Origin of the sequence: Candidatus Hamiltonella defensa 5AT (Acyrthosiphon pisum) (genome assembly GCF_000021705.1) — a bacterium.
In the GTDB taxonomy this organism is placed as follows: Bacteria; Pseudomonadota; Gammaproteobacteria; order Enterobacterales; family Enterobacteriaceae; genus Hamiltonella; species Hamiltonella defendens.
In genome coordinates, this window is the sequence record NC_012751.1 from 1,859,659 (window position 1) to 1,882,355 (window position 22,697).

The 22,697-nt window shown below is 43.0% G+C and carries 21 protein-coding genes, 1 tRNA gene, 1 rRNA gene and 2 pseudogenes; 10 read left to right on the forward strand and 15 right to left on the reverse strand.

Annotated elements, in window-relative coordinates; genetic code table 11:
• Window positions 1-91 precede the first annotated feature (91 nt).
• Both HDEF_RS09135 and HDEF_RS09140 read right to left on the reverse strand, forming a co-directional pair.
• Window positions 92-167 (reverse strand) — tRNA-Glu (locus HDEF_RS09135).
• Between the two features lie 62 nt (window positions 168-229).
• A 16S ribosomal RNA gene (locus HDEF_RS09140) occupies window positions 230-1,778 on the reverse strand.
• A gap of 313 nt (window positions 1,779-2,091) precedes the next feature.
• Here HDEF_RS09140 and purH point away from each other — a divergent pair.
• The 7 genes from purH to nadD all read left to right on the forward strand — a co-directional run bounded on the left by purH (window position 2,092) and on the right by nadD (window position 11,605).
• On the forward strand, window positions 2,092-3,693 hold the full coding sequence (gene purH, locus HDEF_RS09145; protein WP_015874360.1) for a bifunctional phosphoribosylaminoimidazolecarboxamide formyltransferase/IMP cyclohydrolase: 1,602 nt from the start codon (window positions 2,092-2,094) through the stop codon (window positions 3,691-3,693).
• A gap of 90 nt (window positions 3,694-3,783) precedes the next feature.
• Window positions 3,784-5,070, forward strand: a complete 1,287-nt coding sequence (purD, locus tag HDEF_RS09150; RefSeq protein ID WP_044612586.1) for a phosphoribosylamine--glycine ligase — start codon at window positions 3,784-3,786, stop codon at window positions 5,068-5,070.
• A gap of 75 nt (window positions 5,071-5,145) precedes the next feature.
• Window positions 5,146-6,597 carry a Trk system potassium transporter TrkH gene (gene trkH, locus HDEF_RS09155; protein ID WP_015874362.1) on the forward strand — a complete coding sequence of 484 codons (1,452 nt, stop codon included), beginning with the start codon at window positions 5,146-5,148 and terminating at the stop codon, window positions 6,595-6,597.
• 90 nt (window positions 6,598-6,687) lie between these two features.
• Window positions 6,688-9,297 carry a leucine--tRNA ligase gene (gene leuS / locus HDEF_RS09160; RefSeq protein WP_015874363.1) on the forward strand — a complete coding sequence of 870 codons (2,610 nt, stop codon included), beginning with the start codon at window positions 6,688-6,690 and terminating at the stop codon, window positions 9,295-9,297.
• Window positions 9,290-9,877, forward strand: coding sequence for an LPS assembly lipoprotein LptE (lptE, locus tag HDEF_RS09165; protein ID WP_015874364.1), 588 nt, complete (start codon window positions 9,290-9,292; stop codon window positions 9,875-9,877). Before leuS ends, lptE begins: the two co-directional genes overlap by 8 nt.
• Complete coding sequence (holA, locus tag HDEF_RS09170; protein WP_015874365.1) at window positions 9,874-10,932, forward strand: DNA polymerase III subunit delta; 1,059 nt, start codon at window positions 9,874-9,876, stop codon at window positions 10,930-10,932. Before lptE ends, holA begins: the two co-directional genes overlap by 4 nt.
• A complete protein-coding gene (gene nadD / locus HDEF_RS09175) occupies window positions 10,922-11,605 on the forward strand; it encodes a nicotinate-nucleotide adenylyltransferase (protein WP_015874366.1) in 684 nt (227 codons plus the stop codon). The genes holA and nadD overlap by 11 nt, the downstream gene beginning before the upstream one ends.
• Window positions 11,606-11,792: 187 nt before the next feature.
• Here nadD and lpdA read toward each other — a convergent pair whose 3' ends face one another.
• The 6 genes from lpdA to HDEF_RS14005 form a co-directional block, all read right to left on the reverse strand.
• On the reverse strand, window positions 11,793-13,226 hold the full coding sequence (lpdA, locus tag HDEF_RS09180) for a dihydrolipoyl dehydrogenase (RefSeq protein ID WP_015874367.1): 1,434 nt from the start codon (window positions 13,224-13,226) through the stop codon (window positions 11,793-11,795).
• Between the two features lie 16 nt (window positions 13,227-13,242).
• On the reverse strand, window positions 13,243-14,838 hold the full coding sequence (aceF, locus tag HDEF_RS09185; protein WP_015874368.1) for a pyruvate dehydrogenase complex dihydrolipoyllysine-residue acetyltransferase: 1,596 nt from the start codon (window positions 14,836-14,838) through the stop codon (window positions 13,243-13,245).
• Window positions 14,839-14,864: 26 nt separating this feature from the next.
• A complete protein-coding gene (gene aceE / locus HDEF_RS09190) occupies window positions 14,865-17,531 on the reverse strand; it encodes a pyruvate dehydrogenase (acetyl-transferring), homodimeric type (protein ID WP_015874369.1) in 2,667 nt (888 codons plus the stop codon).
• Window positions 17,532-18,273: 742 nt separating this feature from the next.
• The gene (locus HDEF_RS13650; protein ID WP_320408665.1) at window positions 18,274-18,501 is read right to left on the reverse strand and encodes a DUF1493 family protein; all 228 of its coding nucleotides are present in this window, start codon (window positions 18,499-18,501) and stop codon (window positions 18,274-18,276) included.
• Window positions 18,479-18,661 (reverse strand): hypothetical protein, encoded by a 183-nt coding sequence (locus HDEF_RS13655; RefSeq protein ID WP_320408666.1) that lies wholly within the window; start codon window positions 18,659-18,661, stop codon window positions 18,479-18,481. The genes HDEF_RS13650 and HDEF_RS13655 overlap by 23 nt, the downstream gene beginning before the upstream one ends.
• On the reverse strand, window positions 18,655-18,735 hold the full coding sequence (locus HDEF_RS14005; protein WP_484484298.1) for a hypothetical protein: 81 nt from the start codon (window positions 18,733-18,735) through the stop codon (window positions 18,655-18,657). The genes HDEF_RS13655 and HDEF_RS14005 overlap by 7 nt, the downstream gene beginning before the upstream one ends.
• Before the next feature lie 154 nt (window positions 18,736-18,889).
• On the opposite strand from HDEF_RS14005, the pseudogene HDEF_RS13825 reads away from it, so the two are divergent.
• The 3 genes and pseudogenes from HDEF_RS13825 to HDEF_RS09210 all read left to right on the forward strand — a co-directional run.
• A pseudogene (locus HDEF_RS13825) lies at window positions 18,890-19,176 on the forward strand (transposase); the annotation flags it as partial.
• A gap of 116 nt (window positions 19,177-19,292) precedes the next feature.
• On the forward strand, window positions 19,293-19,442 hold the full coding sequence (locus tag HDEF_RS12640) for a hypothetical protein (protein ID WP_015873581.1): 150 nt from the start codon (window positions 19,293-19,295) through the stop codon (window positions 19,440-19,442).
• A gap of 68 nt (window positions 19,443-19,510) precedes the next feature.
• The gene (locus tag HDEF_RS09210; protein ID WP_048901576.1) at window positions 19,511-20,014 is read left to right on the forward strand and encodes a reverse transcriptase domain-containing protein; all 504 of its coding nucleotides are present in this window, start codon (window positions 19,511-19,513) and stop codon (window positions 20,012-20,014) included.
• A 228-nt stretch (window positions 20,015-20,242) separates the two neighbouring features.
• Here the strand turns inward: HDEF_RS09210 and HDEF_RS09215 are convergent, their stop codons facing one another.
• The 7 genes and pseudogenes from HDEF_RS09215 to HDEF_RS09235 form a co-directional block, all read right to left on the reverse strand.
• Complete coding sequence (locus HDEF_RS09215) at window positions 20,243-20,776, reverse strand: IS630 family transposase (RefSeq protein WP_086934965.1); 534 nt, start codon at window positions 20,774-20,776, stop codon at window positions 20,243-20,245.
• Window positions 20,688-21,065 carry an IS630 transposase-related protein gene (locus HDEF_RS09220; RefSeq protein WP_012737971.1) on the reverse strand — a complete coding sequence of 126 codons (378 nt, stop codon included), beginning with the start codon at window positions 21,063-21,065 and terminating at the stop codon, window positions 20,688-20,690. The genes HDEF_RS09215 and HDEF_RS09220 overlap by 89 nt, the downstream gene beginning before the upstream one ends.
• 54 nt (window positions 21,066-21,119) lie before the next feature.
• On the reverse strand, window positions 21,120-21,575 hold the full coding sequence (locus HDEF_RS12770) for a tyrosine-type recombinase/integrase (protein WP_268802504.1): 456 nt from the start codon (window positions 21,573-21,575) through the stop codon (window positions 21,120-21,122).
• Window positions 21,576-21,791, reverse strand: a pseudogene (locus HDEF_RS13585) (phage integrase central domain-containing protein); the annotation flags it as partial.
• Window positions 21,792-21,806: 15 nt separating this feature from the next.
• Window positions 21,807-22,061 (reverse strand): phage integrase Arm DNA-binding domain-containing protein, encoded by a 255-nt coding sequence (locus HDEF_RS12775; protein ID WP_174888364.1) that lies wholly within the window; start codon window positions 22,059-22,061, stop codon window positions 21,807-21,809.
• Window positions 22,036-22,263, reverse strand: a complete 228-nt coding sequence (locus HDEF_RS09230; protein WP_044612359.1) for an excisionase — start codon at window positions 22,261-22,263, stop codon at window positions 22,036-22,038. The genes HDEF_RS12775 and HDEF_RS09230 overlap by 26 nt, the downstream gene beginning before the upstream one ends.
• A gap of 101 nt (window positions 22,264-22,364) precedes the next feature.
• Complete coding sequence (locus HDEF_RS09235; RefSeq protein WP_015873965.1) at window positions 22,365-22,682, reverse strand: phage antirepressor Ant; 318 nt, start codon at window positions 22,680-22,682, stop codon at window positions 22,365-22,367.
• Window positions 22,683-22,697 lie beyond the last annotated feature (15 nt).

Consider the following 22,697-nt stretch of genomic DNA (forward strand, 5'->3'; position numbering starts at 1 on the left):
ACTTACAATCTCTTGCTTATCCCTTATTTTTAAAGAGCAATTTCTTGAAAACACTGAAGCTGTTTTTAAGATAGTTTTGAACACATCTCTGTGGCGTCCCCTAGGGGGTTCGAACCCCTGTTACCGCCGTGAAAGGGCGGTGTCCTAGGCCTCTAGACGAAGGGGACAGCGTCTTTTTTCATGATTTATCAGATAATGTGAGTGGACACTGATAGTGAGAGTTTATAGTTAAGGAGGTGATCCAACCGCAGGTTCCCCTACGGTTACCTTGTTACGACTTCACCCCAGTCATGAATCACAAAGTGGTAAGCGCCCTCCTTGCGGTTAAGCTACCTACTTCTTTTGCAACCCACTCCCATGGTGTGACGGGCGGTGTGTACAAGGCCCGGGAACGTATTCACCGTAGCATTCTGATCTACGATTACTAGCGATTCCGACTTCATGGAGTCGAGTTGCAGACTCCAATCCGGACTACGACGTACTTTCTGAGTTCCGCTTTCCCTCGCAGGTTCGCATCCCTTTGTATACGCCATTGTAGCACGTGTGTAGCCCTACTCGTAAGGGCCATGATGACTTGACGTCGTCCCCACCTTCCTACGGTTTATCACCGGCAGTCTCCTTTGAGTTCCCGCCTCTACGCGCTGGCAACAAAGGACGAGGGTTGCGCTCGTTGCGGGACTTAACCCAACATTTCACAACACGAGCTGACGACAGCCATGCAGCACCTGTCTCACGGTTCCCGAAGGCACTTGCGCATCTCTGCACAATTCCGTGGATGTCAAGAGTAGGTAAGGTTCTTCGCGTTGCATCGAATTAAACCACATGCTCCACCGCTTGTGCGGGCCCCCGTCAATTCATTTGAGTTTTAACCTTGCGGCCGTACTCCCCAGGCGGTCGATTTAACGCGTTAGCTCCGGACGCCACAGTTCAAGACCGCAACCTCCAAATCGACATCGTTTACAGCGTGGACTACCAGGGTATCTAATCCTGTTTGCTCCCCACGCTTTCGCACCTCAGCGTCAGTCTTTCTCCAGGGGGCCGCCTTCGCCACCGGTATTCCTCCAGATATCTACGCATTTCACCGCTACACCTGGAATTCTACCCCCCTCTAGAAAACTCTAGCGACCCAGTTTCAAATGCCATTCCCAAGTTGAGCTCGGGGATTTCACATCTGACTTAACTCACCGCCTACATGCCCTTTACGCCCAGTTATTCCGATTAACGCTCGCACCCTCCGTATTACCGCGGCTGCTGGCACGGAGTTAGCCGGTGCTTCTTCTGCGAGTAACGTCAAAAATAAATGGTATTCGCATTTATCGCTTCCTCCTCGCTGAAAGTGCTTTACAACCCGAAGGCCTTCTTCACACACGTGGCATGGCTGCATCAGGCTTTCGCCCATTGTGCAATATTCCCCACTGCTGCCTCCCGTAGGAGTCTGGACCGTGTCTCAGTTCCAGTGTGGCGGGCTATCCTCTCAGACCCGCTAGAGATCGTCGCCTAGGTAAGCCTTTACCTTACCTACCAGCTAATCTCATCTGGGCTCATCCGAAGGCGTGAGGCCCGAAGGTCCCCCGCTTTGGTCTCGCGACTTCATGCGGTATTAGCTGCCGTTTCCAGCAGTTATCCCCCTCCTTCGGCCAGATTCCCAGACTTTACTCACCCGTCCGCCGCTCGCCGACATGAACTCAGTAAACTGCGATCACTCGATGCCGCTCGACTTGCATGTGTTAGGCCTGCCACCAGCGTTCAATCTGAGCCATGATCAAACTCTTCAATTCTTACTTCTTATTCTCTTCGTCTCACAAACATCTCTGTTTGCTCAACATCATAACGTTAATATCATTCCCTCTCACTTCAGTGCACACACACATTATCTGATAAATTTTTAAAGAGCTGCTTCCTAATCACAACATGACCGCGCATTCTACTCACTTATTCTCTCCCGTCAACTCCTTTACATCCCTTTCTTCCATTACAATACACATCTATCATGCTAATTAATTTAATAAAAAGATTAGAGCCCCCTTTTTTTTTAATTCGGTATATCATTTTGTGAACAAATTTTAGTGATACGCTCAAGGAATAAAATTCATGTCTTTAAATTCTTTAATACAACGCCCAATTTGCCGCGCGCTAATCAGTGTGTCTGATAAAACGGGTATCGTTGATTTTGCCACAGCATTGTCTGCGCTTGGAATACAATTGATTTCTACTGGAGGCACTGCAGAATTGCTTTCTAAAAAAGATATCAAAATTCAACGCGTTTCTAGTTATACCGGGTTTCCAGAAATAATGGGAGGGCGTCTTAAAACGCTGCATCCCAAAATACATGGAGGGATTTTGGCTCGACGTGGCCAAGATGAGTCTATTCTAGAAGAGCATGGGATTGAGCCTATTGATATGGTCGTTGTCAATTTATATCCCTTTTCCCAAGCTATTGCTGAAACTGATTGCTCCTTAGAACATGCGATTGAGAATATTGATATTGGCGGACCAACAATGATTCGCTCCGCTGCAAAAAATCATCAAGATGTAGCGGTGATTGTTCATTTCTCTGATTACTCATCGATCATAGATGAATTAAATAAAAATAAAAAAACGTTAAGTCATTCAACTCGTTTTTCTTTAGCGACTAAAGCATTTCAACATACCGCTTCCTATGACAGTATGATAAGCCATTATTTTGATTCATTAAATTCCTCTCAACCCTTTTTTCAAAACCAAAAACATTTTTCTTTTCCAGATAATCTCCATCTTCAATACATTAAGAAACAAGACATGCGTTATGGTGAAAATAATCACCAAAAAGCTGCTTTTTATGTAGAAAAAAAATCAATAAAAAGGGGTATCTCAAATGCGCAGCAATTACAGGGGAAACCTCTTTCATACAACAATATCAATGATGCTGATACGGCGCTTGAATGTGTGAAAGAATTTACTAAACCTGCTTGTGTTATCGTAAAACACGCCAATCCTTGTGCCGTTGCCATAGACGATGATTCTATTTTTTTAGCTTATGAAAAAGCCTATGCCAGTGATTCCCTTTCAGCGTTTGGCGGTATTATCGCTTTTAATCGAACTTTAGATCTCAATACCGTTGATGCCATTATTCATCGCCAATTTGTCGAAGTCATTATTGCACCGGCCATAGAAGAGGCGAAATTTGCATTAGCAAAAAAACCTAACGTTCGTGTTCTGATTGCTGAAATCCAAGATAAACCCCTTCCCAGTTTACATTTTAAAAGCGTTCAGGGTGGGCTACTGGTACAAGAAAATGATTTAGGTATGATTGCGCCGTCTGATTTAAAAATTGTTTCAACACGTCAACCCACAAAAAAAGAGCAAGAAGATGCTCTATTTGCTTGGAAAGTAGTCAAATATGTCAAATCAAATGCCATCGTTTACGCAACAAAAAATAGAACGATTGGGATTGGCGCCGGACAAATGAGCCGTGTTTATTCGGCTAAAATTGCAGGTATGAAGGCAGTGGATGCAGGGTTAACCCTAGAGGGCTCTTCTATGGCCTCTGATGCTTTTTTACCTTTTCCTGACAGTGTTGATGAAGCTGCAGCTTTAGGCGTCACCTGTATCATCCAACCTGGTGGTTCCATCAACGATGCTCACGTTATCGCCCGTGCTGATCAAAAAAATCTGGCGATGATTTTGACAAATATGCGCCATTTTCGCCATTAACTTGATTGAATACATAAAAAGCATCTGAGCCTTATTCTAAAAAGCAACCCATAACACTCAAAAATATTCACGGAATTTTGTATGAAGAAAATAAACGTCTTAATTGTCGGCAATGGGGGCAGAGAACATGCGCTCAGTTGGAAAGCGGCTCAGTCTCCTTTAGTGAATAAAGTTTACGTCGCTCCTGGCAATGCCGGCACTTTTTTAGAGCCCATGTTAGAAAATGTGCTGATTGATACCTGTGATATTTCAGAATTATTAAATTTTGCTCAAACTCAACACATCGGCTTAACCATCGTAGGGCCAGAGGCTCCTTTAGTGATCGGTATTGTTGACGCTTTTCGTTCGGCGGGCCAAGTGATTTTTGGCCCTACTCAAGCCGCCGCTCAATTGGAAGGGTCAAAGATTTTTACTAAAAATTTTTTAAACCGACACAACATTCCGACGGCAGAACATCAAGCTTTTACGGATCAAGAAGCAGCATTACATTATGTTCAAGCCAAAGGCACCCCTATTGTCATTAAAGCGGATGGATTAGCGGCGGGAAAAGGCGTTGTGGTGGCGATGTCTCAGAAAGAAGCGGAAAGTACCATCAAAGATATGCTATCTGGTCATGCTTTTGGAGATGCCGGGCATCGGATTGTGATTGAAGAATTTCTTGAAGGTGAAGAAGCCAGCTTTATCGTCATGGTTGACGGAGAAAATGTGTTGCCCATGGCAACCAGTCAGGATCACAAAAAAGCTTATGACGGCGATCAAGGCCCCAATACAGGTGGCATGGGCGCTTATTCGCCAGCACCCGTTATCACTGATGAAATGTATGAAAAAGTCATGCAAAAAATTATTCTCCCCACCGTAAAAGGTATGGCGGCTGAGGGGCATGAATATACTGGTTTTCTTTATGCCGGATTAATGGTTTGTAAAAATAAGGAACCTAAAGTCATTGAATTTAATTGCCGTTTTGGAGATCCAGAAACGCAACCCATTATGTTGCGTATGCGCTCGGATTTAGTAGAACTTTGTTTAGCCGCGACAAAAAAGCAACTGAACGGAAAAAATGTCATTTGGGATGAACGCTGCGCATTAGGTGTCGTGTTGGCCTCGCAGGGTTACCCTGGAGAATACCAACAAGGTCATATGATTTCGGGGTTGCCTTATAAAGAAAGATCAGATGAAAAAATATTTCATTCAGGCACTCGATTCAATGAAAACCATCATATCGTCACCTCTGGTGGAAGAGTGCTTTGTTTAACAGCATTAGGTAATGATATTTCTAAGGCAAGAGAAAGGGCATATCAACTTACAAAAAAGCTTCAATGGGAAGGGTGTTTTTTTCGAAAAGACATTGGATATAGGGCCATTGAACGAAAAAATTAAGTCAGTATTGATTTTATGCCCCTCTCAAAAGTTCAAATACCTCAATCCGCTTTTAAAATAAGGAAAGCTGCTGGAATGCATTTTCGTGCGATAACCCGCATTGTTGGGTTGCTGGTCATTTTATTTTCTGGAACCATGTTTATTCCCGGTCTGGTCGCTTTGTTTTATCGTGATGGAGCAGGGAAAGCCTTCACTCAAACTTTTTTTGTCGCCCTCACCATCGGTTTTTTTCTTTGGTTTCCAAACCGCAGGCACAAAAGTGAATTAAAAGCTCGTGAAGGTTTTTTGATTGTCGTGCTTTTTTGGACGGTGTTAGGCAGCGTGGGCGCATTACCTTTTTTATTTTCGGAACGCCCTAATCTTTCTGTGACAGATGCTTTTTTTGAATCCTTTTCTGGGTTAACGACAACAGGAGCGACTACTCTGGTTGGCTTAGATACCCTGCCAAAAGCGATATTGTTTTATCGACAAATGTTGCAATGGTTAGGTGGCATGGGGATTATCGTACTGGCGGTGGCCATTTTACCTATTTTAGGAGTAGGAGGCATGCAGCTATATCGTGCCGAAATGCCAGGGCCACTCAAAGAGAATAAAATGCGCCCTAGAATTGCTGAAACCGCTAAAACATTATGGTTGATCTACGTTGTATTAACCATGGCCTGTGCTTTTTGTCTTTGGGGTGCAGGGATGTCGATATTTGATGCGATTTGCCACAGCTTTTCTACGATTGCGATTGGAGGATTCTCTACGCATGATGCCAGCATTGGATATTTCGATAATCCTGTTATTAATACCATTATTGCTATTTTTCTTTTAATTTCTGCTTGTAATTTCGGCCTGCATTTTGGGCTATTGAGTGGTCGTAGTCTCAAAGTCTATTGCCATGATCCTGAATTTCGCACATTCATTTTTCTTCAATTTATACTCGTTATACTCTGCACCTTCGTACTATGGATTCATAATGTGTATCAAACGGGTTTAACCGCATTGAATCAGGCTTTTTTTCAAGTGATTTCGATGGCCACCACCGCTGGTTTTAGTACACATAGTATTGCTCAGTGGCCATTATTTTTACCCATGTTACTGTTATGTAGTTCTTTTATTGGTGGATGCGCGGGATCAACAGGTGGTGGATTAAAAGTGATTCGTATTTTGCTATTATATCTGCAGGGATCGCGCGAATTAAAAAAATTGGTTCACCCTAATGCTGTGTACACCATCAAATTGGGTAATAAGGTATTACCTGATAGGGTATTGGAAGGAGTATGGGGTTTTTTTTCTGCTTATGTGGCTGTTTTTATTTGTAGCATGTTGGCGATTATTGCGACCGGCGTTGATGAATTTTCTGCTTTTTCTGCAGTGACCGCGACTTTAAATAACTTAGGGCCTGGTTTGGGTGTCCTACGGGACAATTTTACAGGCATCAATGCTGAAGCTAAGTGGATATTAGTGCTCACCATGTTATTTGGACGCCTGGAGGTATTTACTTTGCTGGTTTTGTTTACTCCTACTTTTTGGCGTGAGTGATACGAGTTTTCAAGAAAAAGTGATACTAAAAAGTGCATAAATCTGACACCTCATCTTTCATTTTTATATTTAGGACAATACTGATTGATTATGCAAGATATTTATCGTCATCAAGATATTGAATCTCATGTTCAGCGGCATTGGGAACAAACACAGACTTTTACCGTTAAAGAAGATCCCAAAAAAGAAAAGTATTATTGTCTCGCGATGTGGCCTTATCCTTCTGGCCGGTTACACATGGGGCATGTACGAAACTATACCATTACAGATGTGATTGCGCGTTACCAAAGAATGCTGGGGAAAAATGTGCTGCAGCCCATGGGTTGGGACGCTTTTGGTTTACCCGCGGAGGGCGCCGCTATAAAAAATAAAACTTCGCCTATTGATTGGACGAAAGCCAATATTCAATATATGAAAAAACAGTTGCAATCTCTGGGTTTTGCGTACGATTGGAGCCGCGAACTCACGAGTTGCAAGCCCGAATATTATCGTTGGGAACAATGGTTTTTCACTCAACTTTATGAAAAAGGGTTGGTGTACAAAAAAACCTCTGATGTCAATTGGTGTCCACAAGATTTCACTGTGTTAGCGAATGAGCAAGTGATAGATGGGAGATGCTGGCGTTGTGACAGTAAAGTAGAGCGTAAATCAATACCGCAATGGTTTATTAAAATCACCGCCTATGCAGATCAACTATTAGATGATTTGGATGAATTAGAGCACTGGCCTGAGCAGGTCAAAACGATGCAACGCCATTGGATTGGGCGTTCAGAAGGTGTAGAGATTCGATTCCCACTCGATCATGATGAGAAAACAGATTTGACTGTTTATAGCACGCGTCCAGATACTTTGATGGGAGTGGCTTTCATCGCCATAGCACCAGATCATTTTTTCTCTGCTGAGATCGCCAAAAATGTTCCAGCTTTAGCCACGTTTATTGAGGAATGCCGTCACATTAAGATGGCAGAAGCAGAGACAGCGACCATAGAAAAAAAAGGCATTGATACTGGTTTTTTTGCCCTGCATCCATTAACGGGAAAAAAAATCCCTATTTGGGTGGCCAATTTTGTATTGATGGAATACGGAACTGGCGCAGTCATGGGAGTTCCAGGGCACGATCAGCGGGATTGGGAATTTGCCACTCAATATCATTTGCCGATAAAAGCGGTCATTTTGTTAGAAGATGGTACAGAACCGGACGTACAAAAAAAACCTTTAATAGAAAAAGGCCGGTTATGTCATTCAGGTGAATTTAACGGTCTTTCATACCAAGAGAGTTGTGATCGGATTATCGATAAATTAGTGGATTTAGGAACAGGTCAGAGAAAAGTCAATTATCGTTTGCGTGACTGGGGAGTGTCTCGACAGCGTTACTGGGGCGCGCCCATTCCCATGATCACACTCGAAGACGGGCGTATTATCGGAACACCCGAAGATCAGTTGCCAGTCATTCTGCCAGAGAAAACGTTAATAAAAGACATGATTAATCCACTCAAAGCGGATCAAGACTGGGCGAAAACGAGTGTCGCTGGCCAGCTTGGGATACGTGAAACAGATACCTTTGATACCTTTATCGAATCTTCCTGGTATTACGCGCGCTATGCTTGTCCAAAATACGATCAAGGCATGATCGAGAAAGCCGCCGCGAATTATTGGCTGCCGGTCGATCAGTATGTGGGTGGAATTGAACATGCGATCATGCATCTGCTTTATTTTCGATTTTTCCATAAATTAATGCGTGACCAAGGGTTGGTGGATTCGAAAGAACCTGCAAAACGTTTGTTGTGCCAAGGCATGGTTTTAGCTGACGCTTTTTATTACAACGCCCAGAATGGCGAACGTGTTTGGGTTTCTCCTACGGAGGTGACTGTAGAACGCGACAACAAAGGCCAATTTTTGAACGCGTTTGATGCACAGGGCCGTGATCTCATTCATGCCGGCATGAGTAAAATGTCTAAATCTAAAAATAACGGTATTGATCCTCAAGCCATCGTGGAGAAATACGGTGCTGACACTGTCCGTTTATTTATGATGTTTGCGTCTGCCCCTGAAATGACTTTGGAATGGCAAGAATCGGGCTTGGAAGGGGCTTATCGTTTTCTAAAACGTCTTTGGCGATTCGTTTTTGATCATGTTATTCAAGGCCCTACTCAGCCTCTTAAAAAAGAGAACTTAAATTCAACCCAAAAAAATTTGAGACGAAATTTGCATAAAACCATTGCAAAGGTAACCGATGATATTGGACGTCGTCAGACATTTAACACGGCCATTGCGGCCATTATGGAGCTGATGAATCAACTTTATCGAGCGCCCACAAATACAGAGCAAGATCGCGCTCTGATACAAGAAGCCTGCATTTCGGTGATAAAAATGCTGTACCCCTTTACACCGCACATTTCGTTTATTCTATGGCAACATCTTCATCAATCTCCTGATGAGACACATCCGCTCAATATTGACGACAGCTTATGGCCTGTGGTCGATCAAAACGCCTTGATAGAAGATGAAACGTTAGTCGTGATTCAGATAAATGGAAAAATGCGCGCTAAAATTACAGTTCCTATGAATTCAACGCAGCAAGAGGTTTATGAATCTGCATTGCAAGAGCCTACTGTCATAAAACATCTCAAGGGCATCACCCCGTGTCATGTCATTTACGTTCCCAATAAACTCTTAAATTTAGTGGTCAACAATGAATAAAAATAAAATTAAAAAGAAACACTCTTTGGTATCTCTTCTTTTTGCAGGGACGATAGGATTGATGATACTCACCACCATGGGCTGTGGTTTTCATTTGAGAGAAATCACTGAGGTACCCAAAGAATTCAAAACCATCATCCTGAATAGCAGTGATCCCTATGGCCCTTTGACCCAATTTATTCGTCAAGAATTACGCCTGAATCGGGTGATCATTTTGGATGATAGCCAACGCACTGATCTCCCTACTTTAAGGATCGCAGGCTCATCACAAAGAACAAATCCGGTGTCTGTTTTTCAAGATGGGGTTAAGGCTGAAAATCAGCTCTCACTGACCGTATCAGCTGAAATACTGATACCAGGTAGCGGTATTTATCCGATACAAGTGACGGTATTTCGCTCTTTTCTAGATAACCCTTTAATGACGTTACCTAAAGAAGCCGAGAATGAAATTCTGACTAAAGAAATGATGAAACAAGCGGCAAAAAAATTAATTCGACAATTCACTAAAGTTCATGAAGATCTTTTAAAAGATTCAAAAAAACCTCTGACAGATATTAAACCTAAAGTGACAGTGAAATGAAGTTGATTGATGCTGAGCAATTACAGGAACACCTAAAAATGAATTTGAGTGCCTGTTATTTGCTCTATGGTGATGAGCCCTTGCTGCTACAGGAAAGCCAGGATCATATTCGTGAAGCGGCCCTTCGGAGGAATTTTACAGAGCATTTTACCGTGACGATAGAAGGGGATACAGAATGGGAGAATATCTTTCGTATTTTTCAGGAATTGAGCCTTTTTTCTTCTCGGCAAACGCTTTTGGTGATTTTTCCACACAAACTGTTACCTGCTTCAATGAAAGACAGATTGGGGCAATTAGTTCAGTTGTTACATCAAAATATTTTACTGATGATGAGGTTTCATAAGCTGACCAAGGCACAAGAAAACAGCCCTTGGTATAAGGCGTTAGCGCCTTATGCGTGCAAAATCAATTGTGAAAAACCCAATCACCAAAGGCTGCCGGCCTGGATCAAAACGCGAAGTAAAAGTTTATGTTTTGATATAGATTTACCTTGTATTGAGCGGCTTTGTGAATGTTATGAAGGGAATATTCTGGCGCTTTCACAGCTGTTAACCCTTCTTTCGTTAGTCTATCCCAACGAGCAACTCAGCTTGCCGAAAATTGAGCCTCTGTTAAATAATTTTGCACATTTTACGCCATACCAGTGGTCAAATGCCCTGCTGGAGGGAAAGACGGAACGCGCCTTACTGATTTTAAAAAAATTGCAACAAGAAGAACATGAGCCTGTTATTTTACTGAGAATATTACAGCCCGATCTGTTGTTATTGGTGACTTTAAAACGTGCCATGGCAGAAGTGCCCCTAATAACCTTGTTTCAGCAGCATCAAGTTTGGCAAAGCCGTCGTACTTATTTTACTCAGGCGCTGCAACGTCTTTCACTGAACGTATTAAAACAAGGGGTGCATTTGTTTTATCAAATAGAGATATCTTTAAAGCAGGATTATGCACTTTCGATATGGTCCGAACTAGAGACCCTTTCTTTGTTGTTATGTGGGCAGCCTGTGCTTAGCCTCTATCCTCAGAGTTTTACTGAATGTTTTTTTGATGAGCCTTAAATCCAAAGATCAACATGGAAGTCCGCCTCTCTGTGCTTGGTTTGGCGGTACTTTTGATCCTATTCATTTAGGCCACTTAAACGCTGTCTCTGAATTAGCCAGACAAACTGGTTTAAAAAAAGTTTATTTATTGCCGAATCATATTCCCCCTCATCGATCACAGCCTATCGCGACCGTACAGCAACGCTGGGACATGTTAGCACTAGCCATACAAGATCAGCCCTTATTTAGCCTTGATGATCGTGAGTTGCGAAAAAACAGCCCTTCTTATACTTTGGATACAGCCAATCAAATACGTCAGGCATATGGTGATAGCACACCTTTGGCTTTTATCATGGGAGAAGATTCTTTTTTATCCTTACCGAGCTGGCATGATTGGGAATCTTTTTTTGAGCTTTTTCATATTTTGGTTTGCGCCCGCGCCTGTGAAGGAAACATAACGCATTTTCTTCAACAGAAACCCAGACTAAAAGCCCGTCAAATACAACAAAATCAGGTCACAAAAAAGTTACATCAACAACCCTATGGCTTTTTTTATTTGGCGAAAACTCCATTATGGCCTATTTCTTCAAGTGAAATCCGACGTCGTTGCCAGTCTGGGGAATCTTGTCAATCTCTTTTGCCCTCTTCAGTTTGGGAGTATATTCAATTAAAAAAGTTATACGTTATCTGAACAAATGTATCCATCCCTCGGGCCGTTAATTTCTTCCTTCTAAAATCAAAATATCATATCAAATGCAGGGTTATCTAATAATCTGGAATAGATGAAAAACGCTTTGGTATCTAATTAAGGCATATAATTAACTAAAATTACTTGATTAACAGTGCTATAGCTTAAGTTTTACTTACCCTGAGTTTTATTATGCTTTACTTTTTTTTGCTTTCGAATTAGGCAAATCGGTGATGCTGCCTTCATAAATTTCAGCTGCTAATCCCACAGATTCATATAAGGTTGGGTGAGCATGGATGGTTAACGCCATATCTTCCGCATCACATCCCATTTCGATGGCCAGCCCGATTTCTCCCAGTAATTCTCCGCCATTGCTGCCGACAATCGCACCGCCCATAATACGACCCGTCTTTTTATTAAAAATCAACTTAGTCATACCTTCTGAACAATCAGAAGCAATGGCTCGACCTGAAGCGGCCCAGGGGAAAATGGCGATTTCATACTCAATGCCTTTTTGTTTGGCTTCTTTCTCTGTTAATCCGACCCAAGCGACTTCAGGTTCAGTATAAGCAATAGAAGGAATGACCTTGGGATCAAAATAGTGTTTTAACCCCGAAATGACTTCCGCGGCCACATGGCCTTCGTGTACGCCTTTATGGGCCAACATCGGTTGGCTTACAATATCGCCCACCGCAAAAATATGGGGAATATTGGTGCGTAATTGTTTATCCACACAGATAAAACCACGTTCATCCACCGTCACGCCTGCTTTTTCAGCGTTGAGCGATTTTCCATTGGGTTTCCGCCCAATAGCCACCAAAACCGCATCATAACGGTGCTCTTCAGGATCTTGATTGCCTTCCATCGTCACAAAAATGCCGTCCTCTTGAGCTTTGACTTGAGTGACCTTGGTTTGAAGCATGATATTGAATTTTTTCTCGATCTTTTTGGTGAAAATTTTGATGACGTCTTTATCAGCCGCAGGGATCAGTTGATCTGACATTTCAACGACGTCGATCTCTGACCCCAGTGCTTGGTAAACGGTCGCCATTTCTAAACCGATAATCCCTCCGCCCATCACTAATAAACGTTTTGGAATGGTTTCTAGTTTCAATGCATCAGTCGAATTCCAAATGCGAGGATCTTCGTGCGGAATGAAAGGAAGTTCTATTGCGCTCGAACCCGCCGCAATAATCGCATTATCAAAGCGGATTTCAGTTTGTTCTGCATTCTGGGTTTTGACCAACAGAGTGTGAGATCCGCTAAATTGAGCTTCGCCTGTTATCACCTTGACCTGACGCATTTTCGCCATGCCCGATAATCCACCGGTAAGCTTTTGAATTACGTTGTTTTTCCATCCCACCATTTTCTTTAAATCAATTTTGGGTGCGCCAAAACTCACCCCATGTTCTTCTAGTGTTTTTGTGTCTGAGATCACTTTAGCAACATGGAGTAATGCTTTAGAAGGAATGCAACCCACGTTTAAGCACACTCCCCCTAAGGTGGCGTAACGTTCAACCAATAGTGTTTCTAACCCTAAATCTGCACAGCGAAATGCCGCGGAATATCCTGCAGGGCCTGCCCCAATCACGACGACTTGAGTTTTGACTTGAGTATTCTTCATTAAAACCTCATTAGTGTTACATAATCAGACGACGAATATCAGCCATGATAACGCTGATATGACTCACGAAACGAGCGCCTGCCGCGCCGTCAATCACCCTATGATCGAAAGACAGTGATAAAGGCAGCATTAAACGAGGAAGAAATTCTTTCCCGTTCCAAATGGGTTTGATGGCAGATTTTGACACGCCAAGAATGGCCACTTCAGGGGCATTCACAATCGGCGTGAATGCCGTTCCCCCAATCCCGCCTAAACTGGAAATGGTAAAGCAGCCCCCCTGCATATCCGAAGCGGTTAATTTACCTGAGCGTGCCTTTTGAGAAATCAACATCAGTTCTTTGGATAGCTCAATCACGCCTTTTTTGTTCACGTCACGAAAAACAGGCACGACCAGGCCATTCGGTGTATCGACCGCCACCCCAATGTTGATGTATTTTTTTAAAATCAGTTTTTTCCCATCCAACGACAGGGAACTGTTAAAGCGGGGGAAGGTTTTTAAGGCCTGCGCTACAGCTTTCATCATAAAGACGACAGGCGTGATTTTAACGTCGAGCTTCCTTTTTTCCGCTTCGATGTTTTGTTTTTTGCGAAAATCTTCAAGGTCCGTGATGTCTGTTTCATCAAATTGGGTGACATGAGGGATCATGACCCAGTTACGGCTGAGATTATCCCCAGACATTTTTTGAATTCGTGTTAATGCTATTTCTTCGGTCTCACCAAATTGATTAAAGTCGATCTTTGGCCAAGGCAAAAGGGGCGTTAGGTTTCCTTGGCCAGAAGATGCGGATTCTGCAGTCTGTACTGCATTTTTAACATAAGATTGGACATCTTCTTTCAAGATGCGCCCTTTGCGGCCGGTCCCTGCGACTTTTTCAAGATTAACGCCCAATTCACGCGCCAAACGGCGAATCACTGGCGTCGCATGCGTATAAGCTTCCTCTGTGAAGGAAGGAGTTGTTTTTTCTATGCTTGTTGTCGTGTTCGAAGGTGCGCTGGGCTTGGAAGGGGGGATTTCTGGTTTTTGCTCAGGCAGTGCATCTGCCGTTTTTTGAATTTTTTGATCGGGTGCCGGTGTGATTTTCTCTATTGTATTCATGATCATGATCATCGAACCGGTTTTGACTTTATCCCCTGTTTTTATTTGAATTTCTTTCACTGTGCCTGAAAAAGGGGCTGGCACTTCCATGGAAGCTTTATCCCCTTCTACGGTGATCAAAGATTGTTCTTCTGTTACCGAGTCCCCCACTTTGACTAAAATCTCTGTGACTTCTAATTCATCAGATCCCACATCCGGTAAAGACACTGTCTTTGTGTTTTCTTGAGCAGGTATGGCAGGGGCTGGTACTTGTGTCTTCCCTTTTTTTTCTGGGACAGCCTCTGTGCTGGATTCAAAAAGCATGATCAATTTGCCGGTTTCGACTTTATCTCCGACGGAAACTTTGATTTCCTTTATCGTGCCTTCTTGTGGAGAGGGAATGTCCATTGACGCTTTATCTCCTTCAACACAAAGCAGCGTTTGCTCTGGCACCACGACATCGCCGACCTTTACCATGATTTCGATGACTTCTGGGGTGTCTGTACCGATATCAGGCATTTTAATTTCAATCACCATTGATGAGTTACCTTTTGAAAATGATTTTATGCTAAACGGGGATTTGGTTTATTCGGATCGATATTAAACTTTATCATCGCTTCTTGAACTTCTTCAGGATTAAAAACCCCTATTTTGGTGAGCTCTGTCAATGCAGCAATGACCACATAAGCCGCATTGACCTCAAAGTGATGTCGTAAATTTTCACGGCTATCGGAACGCCCGTAACCGTCTGTTCCTAAAACACGAAAATGACGAGTGGGAATGAAAGGCCGAATTTGTTCAGCAAATAATTTCATGTAATCCGTGGAGGCAATCACCGGGGCTTGATGCAAAATTTGGGCAACATAAGGCACCTTCGGTGTTTCGGCTGGGTGCAACATGTTCCATCTCTCACAATCTTGACCATCACGTGCCAATTCAGTAAATGAAGTCACACTGTAGACATCAGAGGCAATGTCATACTGTTGAGATAAAATTTGAGCCGCCTCGCGAACGTGACGCAAAATAGCCCCTGATCCCATTAACTGAAGCCTGGATTTTTTACCAGGCAGACTTTCTAACAAATAAATGCCTTTGCCTATGCCTTCTTCTGCTCCCTTTGGCATCGCGGGCATGTGATAATTTTCATTTAAGGTGGTCAAATAATAGTAAACATTTTCTTGCGCTTCGCCATACATCCTTTCAAGGCCCTGATGCATAATGACAGCCACTTCATACGCATAAGCAGGATCGTAAGAAATACAATTTGGAATGGTTAACGATTGAATGTGACTATGACCGTCTTCATGCTGTAAACCTTCCCCATTGAGCGTGGTACGGCCCGAAGTGCCGCCTATCAAAAATCCACGTGCCTGTTGATCACCTGCTGCCCAGCACAGATCGCCAATCCGTTGAAACCCAAATATAGAATAATAGATATAAAAAGGAATCATCGGGAGATCGTTCGTGCTATAAGACGTGGCCGCGGCTAACCAGGAAGAAGCGGCGCCCAGCTCATTAATCCCTTCCTGTAAAATTTGCCCTTTGGCATCCTCTTTATAATAAGCGACTTGTTCACGATCCTGCGGGACATATTGCTGACCGCCGGGGTTGTAAATGCCAATTTGGCGAAACAACCCTTCCATGCCAAAGGTACGTGCTTCATCGGCGATGATAGGCACAATTCGATCTTTAATAAATTTATTTTTTAACATCACATTCAATACGCGCACAAAAGCGATGGTCGTAGAGATGTGTTTTGTTTGCTCTTGAAACAGAGCGCTGAAATCTTGCAGTGAGGGGAGCTCTAGTTTTTGCGTGAAATTTTTCAAACGAGAGGGTAAATATCCGCCTAAAGATTGACGTTGATGATGCAGATATTTCTCTTCTTCAGACTCCTTTTCAAAGGTGACGTAAGGCAATTTTTCAATGTCTTCGTCTTTGACAGCGATGTTAAAACGATCCCTCAAATAGCGTATCCCTTCCATATTGATCTTTTTAAGTTGATGAGCAATATTTTTTCCTTCACCCGCCTCACCCATCCCATAGCCTTTAATAGTATGAGCCAGAATCAGGGTTGGTTTTCCCTTGGTCTCCTGTGCTTTTTTTAAGGCCGCAAAAATTTTAACAGGATCATGGCCCCCTCTGTTGAGCGCCCATATCTCATCATCGCTCATATCTTTGACTAAAGCTGCCGTTTCAGGATATCGCCCAAAAAAGTGTTCGCGTACATAAGCGCCATTTTTAGATTTAAAGGTTTGGTAATCGCCATCTACAGTTTCATTCATCAATTGGACTAGCTTACCACTGGTATCTCTACTCAGTAGATCATCCCAGCGCCCTCCCCAAATTACCTTGATGACCTGCCAACCTGCGCCACTAAAAATGCCTTCGAGCTCATCAATAATTTTCCCATTGCCGGTTACGGGGCCATCAAGACGCTGTAAGTTGCAATTAATAATAAACACCAAATTATCAAGCTTTTCTCGAGCGGCGATGGTAATAGCGCCTTTGGATTCGGGTTCATCCATTTCTCCGTCTCCTAGAAAGGCGTATACCCGTTGCTTAGAGGTGTCTTTTAAGACTCTGTGTTCAAGATATTTTAAAAATTTGGCTTGATAGATGGCATTAAGAGGCCCTAAGCCCATAGAAACGGTCGGGAATTGCCAAAATTCCGGCATTAATTTAGGGTGAGGATAAGAAGAAAGACCTTTTCCTTCGACTTCTTGGCGAAAATGATCGAGTTGCTCTTCGGTTAAACGACCTTCTAAAAAAGCACGAGCGTAAATACCCGGGGAGATATGGCCTTGAAAGAAAACCAAATCTCCACCGTCGTGTTGATTAGGGGCACGAAAAAAATGATGAAAGCAGACTTCATAAAAGGTCGCAAAAGATTGAAAGGACGCAATATGCCCGCCCAAATCTAAATCTTTTTTCGACGCTTTTAGAACCATCATGATGGCATTCCAACGAATCGCCGCTCTAATACGGCGTTCTAGTTTTAAATCCCCTGGATAAGGGGGTTCTTCTTCTGTTGAGATAGAATTGATATAATTTTTTTGGAGAGATATTTGAGAAAGAGGGGCTCCCATTTTTTGAGCGGCACTTAAAACTTGATCTATCAGATACTGAGCACGCTCAGCACCTTCTTCACGGATCACCGATTCAATCGACTTTCGCCAGTCTTGTGTTTCGATGGGATCCACGTCATTGTTTGATAAAGGATCTGACATGCTGATTATTCCTTATACTTATTTTTTGAGTTAAACGACATTTATCTTTAGGTTTTTCAAGAAGTTTGATGGCATCCCCTATTCTCTAAACAGGATCTCTAAAGTGGTTCACTCATTTGCAGATTTCATCCCGTAACAGCCCTCAAGCCATGTTTACTCTACGCTTTTAGTTTTTACTTTTCTTCGCCTGATGGTCGATATAACACCTAAAAATCATCAGCTCAGATAAAAATGGGAAGCATTTTAACACTTAGGCCAACAATTGAGCAATCATCATTAAATAATGCAGCACGGCTGTTTCATAAAATATGCTTTGATAAAAGCATAATAGAGTAATTTTTATTTATTTTAAAAAATCAGGTGCTATAAAAAAGATATAACGAGAGAAGAGTTGGAAGAATGAGAAGTATTCTGGATCAAGCTATTTTGGACACAAACCAAGATGCTTTACGTTGTTAGACCGACAATAATAACTACTGTTAATTTTATTAATTTTGTTAATTTTGTTAATTTTGTTAATTTTGTTAATTTGCTTATGGTGCCGAAGGCCGGACTCAAACAATACTGCAACCCTCTGTTTTATATTAAAATAAAATGATAAATAACCAAGAATGCCCCCTTTTGTGCCCCCTGTTTATTTAATCAGTTTTCTAGGGGCAGATGGTCTCTAAGCTTGAAGAGTAGCCAGCTAGCAGATTCCCCGACCGATGATTTAGGCTCCGAAAGACGGAACCTAACCGCGCTAAGCCCTTTCTGGACGAGATAGCAGCGCTTGCATGGAGCTGAAAAGCCACCGTCCGGCTTTCGCTGATTCAACGAGCATATGAATGGTTAAGGGCTTCGGTTCAACGTCAGGGAGCTTTTGGGATTTAGGCCTTAAGAAGTTAGGCAGAAATCCTTTTTCATAAGGCCAGTATGCAAGAAAATCAAATTCGCTGTTATCAACGTTAAATCGTTCGAAGATAGTCATTCATTATTTCGTCACCAGTTTCTCTGGCACAAGGATATTTACCTGTCGATAGACTGGTTTCAAGCGTTAGCTCAGGCTTATCTTTTGAAAAAAGGGGCTTAGAATTATAATTCTTGTCATACCATTCCAACACAGCGCTTTCCATTGTGTCTTTTACCATAACTTTTCACCTTCCTTTGCAATCAGGTTATAGCTGTGGGTCGTTTCCCATGCAATTTGAGCCACGTCATTCATGATAAATCCTATACCCAATATGTAGTGGCATAGTTAATTTGGCCACCTGATAAAAACCAGGTGATAGACTTAAGTTATCAATACAGGTGTAAAAATGGATAAGAAACACAAACTCCCCTACAGCCCTGAATTTAAGCTAGAAGGGGCTCAATGAGTGACAAAACAAGGATATAGGGGGATAGAAGGAGCAAAAGCCATGGGCGTGAGTAAAAGCGCCATGAGTTCCTGGGTGAATCAGTGAAAAGGGGAATGAGAAGGGAAAAGCCCCTCGGGGTCTCCTATGACACAAGAACAGCAAAAGAGCCGCGAATGAGAAAAGAAAATGAGACGAATAGAAGAAGAGAACAGCCTGTTAAAAAAGGCTTCAGCTCTCTTAATGTCAGAGTTCCTGAACACTTCCCGTGAGTAGAGAAACTTAAGAAGAGCCATGCAGTGACACGCTGATGTCAAGTGTTTGGGATACATCGAAGCCGTTATCAATATTGGGTAAAGGGGGTTAATAGAATCAAGCCTGAACAGATAGAGTGACAAGCTCAGGTACGTCAGGAGCAAGAACGATGTCTGCCATGGTATCAGAACGGGGTATTCCGCCAAGTCGCTATCGGGCAACGAGAGTCATGCGTCAGTTGGAACCGGTCAGCCATCAGCCACCGACTCATCAATATAAAAAGGCGAGACAGGAACATCAGGCTATTCCTGACGTGTGAGCGCGTCAGTTTTCTGTGGCTGCCCCTCATCAGGTTGGGTGCGGCGATGTGACCTATATCGAGAATATGTGCTCTGGGCTGCATGGCACCAAGTTAAAGCCAATAAAGGAGTACCTGGGATAGACGGGAAAGCAATTGCGAATATTGTCAATCAAGGAGAAGAGGCAATGATTATCAGATTGCAGGAGCAGCTGCGCAAGCAGAGCTATCAATTTTCCCCAGTAAGGATAGTGGAGATACCTAAACCGAGAGGTGGGACAAGGCCACCAGGAATTGCTACGGTGGAAGATCGCATAGTGCAAACGGCAATGAAGATAGTTATAGAGCCAATCTTTGAAGCAAATTTTCATGATTGCGCCTATGGGTACAGACCCAAACGTAGCGCTAAACAAGCGAGTACAGCGATACGAGAAGATTTGTATCAGCAAGCCTGGGGTGTTGTTGAAGTTGATTTCAAAGCCTATTTCACAAGTATCCCACACAATAAGTTATTAATACTTTTTCAGTCGATATTCTTAAGATTTATTTTTTTAAAAAATATCAATAATTTAAAAGACAAAAAGTCACAATAAATCACAATTCACTCATAATGGTCTTATTCAGCTCTGTTTTTTTAGAGACTCAATTGAATCCCCAAAAATTAAAAAAGAAATTCAAATCGTCTCCCATTCACTGCCTCTGCTGTTTCGATATTGGTCTGTCATATTCGCCGATTTGTGGCCCAATAATTTCTGAGCAAACTCTTTATCTTTTTCATCACTGTGCAACCTGGCCGATATAGCTAAACGACATAAGAATAGTTACATAATATGTTCTGAAAACAAGGTATTGATGTCGCATTGAAGTTCTCTTCTTTTTCTTTTAGCTTGAGCCCATGTGTGCTCAATAGGGTTGAACTCGGGCGAATAAGGAGGCAAATATTCAATAGAATGACCGGCGTTGAGAATGGCGTGTTGAATATCTTTTCGCTTGTGGAAAGAAGCGTTATCCATCATCATCACGCACGGATGAGGAAGAGCGGGTAGGAGCAGCTGAGTGACCCAGGCATAAAAAACATCGCTGTTAATGGAGCAGTTAAAGAGGCCCACCGCGATGAGAGTGACCCCTAATAAGGCACCAATGACGTTAGTGCGGCCCTTAGCCTGCCAATCGTGAGTCCCAAAACAGCGTTGACCTCGTGTAGCGTATCCGTAGAGGCGGGGCATATCGTGAGCAAAGCCGCTCTCATCGAGATAAACCAGAGATTTACCCTGCTTTTGATACCCCGCGATTTTTTCCTGGAACCCCTGTCGTGCCTCTTCGTTTGCCTTGGGATGACGCAGAGTTTTTTTTATAGGTCAGACCCCATCTTTTCAATGCTTGCCAGATGGCTTTGGGGCACACCCCGAAACGGGCCGCCCGTTCCCGTTGATAGCTATCTGGATACTCTGCCACATCTTTGATAAACGCCTCTTTATCCATCTTGCCTCGACGCGGACCCGAGGGTTTCGGTTCTATTCGCTTGAGCCAACGCCTGAGAGTATCTGTACCTACGTGAAAACGCTTCGCCGTTGCTCTGATGCTCAGTCCTTCTTTCTCTCGAATACTCAGGACTTTTTGACGAAAATCCACTGAATAACTCATAGTGACCTCATGCTAATTAGTTCTTTATATTGTAACTAAAATTAAATCGCTTAGCTATAAGCTTCTGATTTCATGAAATGAAGGCGGTGTTTTTCCTTCCCATTTTAAATCTGATTTTTTTCTTAATTCTTTAAATCCGACCGATAAGCGAGCATATTCAGGGTTATTTTTCCCCTCTTTAATTAAAACATATTTTTCTCCTCCTATCTTTTTTCGACATTCGTTGAGAATGCCTTCAAACGTCTCTTGAATCGCTCCCAAACTTAACGTTAATGGTATCGCTAATTTCATGCCCGTTTTTTCTTGTTTCAGCCACCACTTCCCATCATGAATGTCTTGCCACTGCATTTGTTGGATATCTCCGAGTCTTTGTCCTGTCAGTAACGCTAAAGTCATGCCTAATTTGATACAAGTTGAGCGGGGATGGCTGCACTGCCTTATCAACAAAAATTCCTCTAAAGATAAACGCGTTCGCTGTACCTGTACCCGAGGCGCCTTTGTCGCCACCACGGGATTGGTTTCTAAATGTCCTTCTGCGATTGCTTCATTGAAAAGGTCAATCAATATTCCCCGTATTAATTTTGCCGTGGCGGTTTTTCCCTGCTCAGGGTAACTGTTCAAAAATTCTGCCATCTCTTTCGTGGTGACTTTTTTAATCTCTTTGTCACCAAAAGTATTGTTGATGGCTTTTAATCTTAAACGGTAATCTCTCAGTGTGTTGGGACGAAGCCCGCGTTGCTGTCATTTTTTTGTAAATTGTTCCATCCATTCTGTCATTGAGAGCGTCTTCACTTCGTTGATTCTGTCGTTCAGGCTCACAGGGGCGTCAAAAATCTGCCGATTGGCCGAGATGGCTTCATTGATGGCCATTCGCTTTTCCTTTCCTAATCCATATTCTTTCCCCGTCCTTGGGTCTCGGTAGCAGTAGTAGCCGTTGTTGCGAACGTACAGATGAGGAGGCAAGTCCCGATTAGCCGTTTTTCTTTTGCGGGCCATGTATTTTTTCCATGAGGGTTTGTCCAGTGTGATATTTGACGCTGAGGGGGTTGATTTTGATGGCATTGGCCTGAACGAGGTATTCCCTGCCATCGAGACGAGGAGCGGGGTAGATGATGCCCGCGCGGACCCATCGACGGACTTGTTCGATGCAACGGGGGCGAGGCTGTTTTTGATTCCACTCTTTAAGCGTGATTTCCATGGGGTGTTTCCTTTAAAATTGAGATAAAAAAACCCCATTCATTCGAATGAGGCGAGATTGAGGGCGAGAGCAATTCGCCAAAAAAGAACAAAGGTGTTAGGTCAGGACAGGATTTCGTTCAACCTGTTTTCAAGAGCGCGCACTTTTTCGGTGCATGTCAGCATCGTCATCTCTTTCGCTTTCTCCAGGGTGAGGACATAGTCTTTGAACGGGCGTCCGGCATGAGGTCCAGAATGGGTAAAAACGAGATAGTCTGTATTGTCGACCCATTCGTAGCGGTTGATGTGATTTTTCATCCAGGTTGAAAACGAGAGCCGCACTTCCAAAAAGTGATAAAGGTCACGGGCATTGACCGTTTGAACGGTTTTCCCATTGATGAGGTGCGCTTTGATGGCAATCAGGGGATGTGTTTGAGACATAGTCCAGTCCTTATC

Bases quoted from the DNA above. Each gene is read 5' to 3' on its own strand.
- purH (WP_015874360.1), top strand. From the start codon at position 2,092: ATGTCTTTAAATTCTTTAATACAACGCCCAATTTGCCGCGCGCTAATC.
- trkH (WP_015874362.1), top strand. From the start codon at position 5,146: ATGCATTTTCGTGCGATAACCCGCATTGTTGGGTTGCTGGTCATTTTA.
- leuS (WP_015874363.1), top strand. From the start codon at position 6,688: ATGCAAGATATTTATCGTCATCAAGATATTGAATCTCATGTTCAGCGG.
- lptE (WP_015874364.1), top strand. From the start codon at position 9,290: ATGAATAAAAATAAAATTAAAAAGAAACACTCTTTGGTATCTCTTCTT.
- holA (WP_015874365.1), top strand. From the start codon at position 9,874: ATGAAGTTGATTGATGCTGAGCAATTACAGGAACACCTAAAAATGAAT.
- nadD (WP_015874366.1), top strand. From the start codon at position 10,922: ATGAGCCTTAAATCCAAAGATCAACATGGAAGTCCGCCTCTCTGTGCT.
- lpdA (WP_015874367.1), bottom strand. From the start codon at position 13,226: ATGAAGAATACTCAAGTCAAAACTCAAGTCGTCGTGATTGGGGCAGGC.
- aceF (WP_015874368.1), bottom strand. From the start codon at position 14,838: ATGGTGATTGAAATTAAAATGCCTGATATCGGTACAGACACCCCAGAA.
- aceE (WP_015874369.1), bottom strand. From the start codon at position 17,531: ATGTCAGATCCTTTATCAAACAATGACGTGGATCCCATCGAAACACAA.
- HDEF_RS13650 (WP_320408665.1), bottom strand. From the start codon at position 18,501: ATGACTATCTTCGAACGATTTAACGTTGATAACAGCGAATTTGATTTT.
- HDEF_RS13655 (WP_320408666.1), bottom strand. From the start codon at position 18,661: ATGGTAAAAGACACAATGGAAAGCGCTGTGTTGGAATGGTATGACAAG.
- HDEF_RS14005 (WP_484484298.1), bottom strand. From the start codon at position 18,735: ATGAATGACGTGGCTCAAATTGCATGGGAAACGACCCACAGCTATAAC.
- HDEF_RS12640 (WP_015873581.1), top strand. From the start codon at position 19,293: ATGTCTGCCATGGTATCAGAACGGGGTATTCCGCCAAGTCGCTATCGG.
- HDEF_RS09220 (WP_012737971.1), bottom strand. From the start codon at position 21,065: ATGAGTTATTCAGTGGATTTTCGTCAAAAAGTCCTGAGTATTCGAGAG.
- HDEF_RS12775 (WP_174888364.1), bottom strand. From the start codon at position 22,061: ATGGCCCGCAAAAGAAAAACGGCTAATCGGGACTTGCCTCCTCATCTG.
- HDEF_RS09230 (WP_044612359.1), bottom strand. From the start codon at position 22,263: ATGGAAATCACGCTTAAAGAGTGGAATCAAAAACAGCCTCGCCCCCGT.
- HDEF_RS09235 (WP_015873965.1), bottom strand. From the start codon at position 22,682: ATGTCTCAAACACATCCCCTGATTGCCATCAAAGCGCACCTCATCAAT.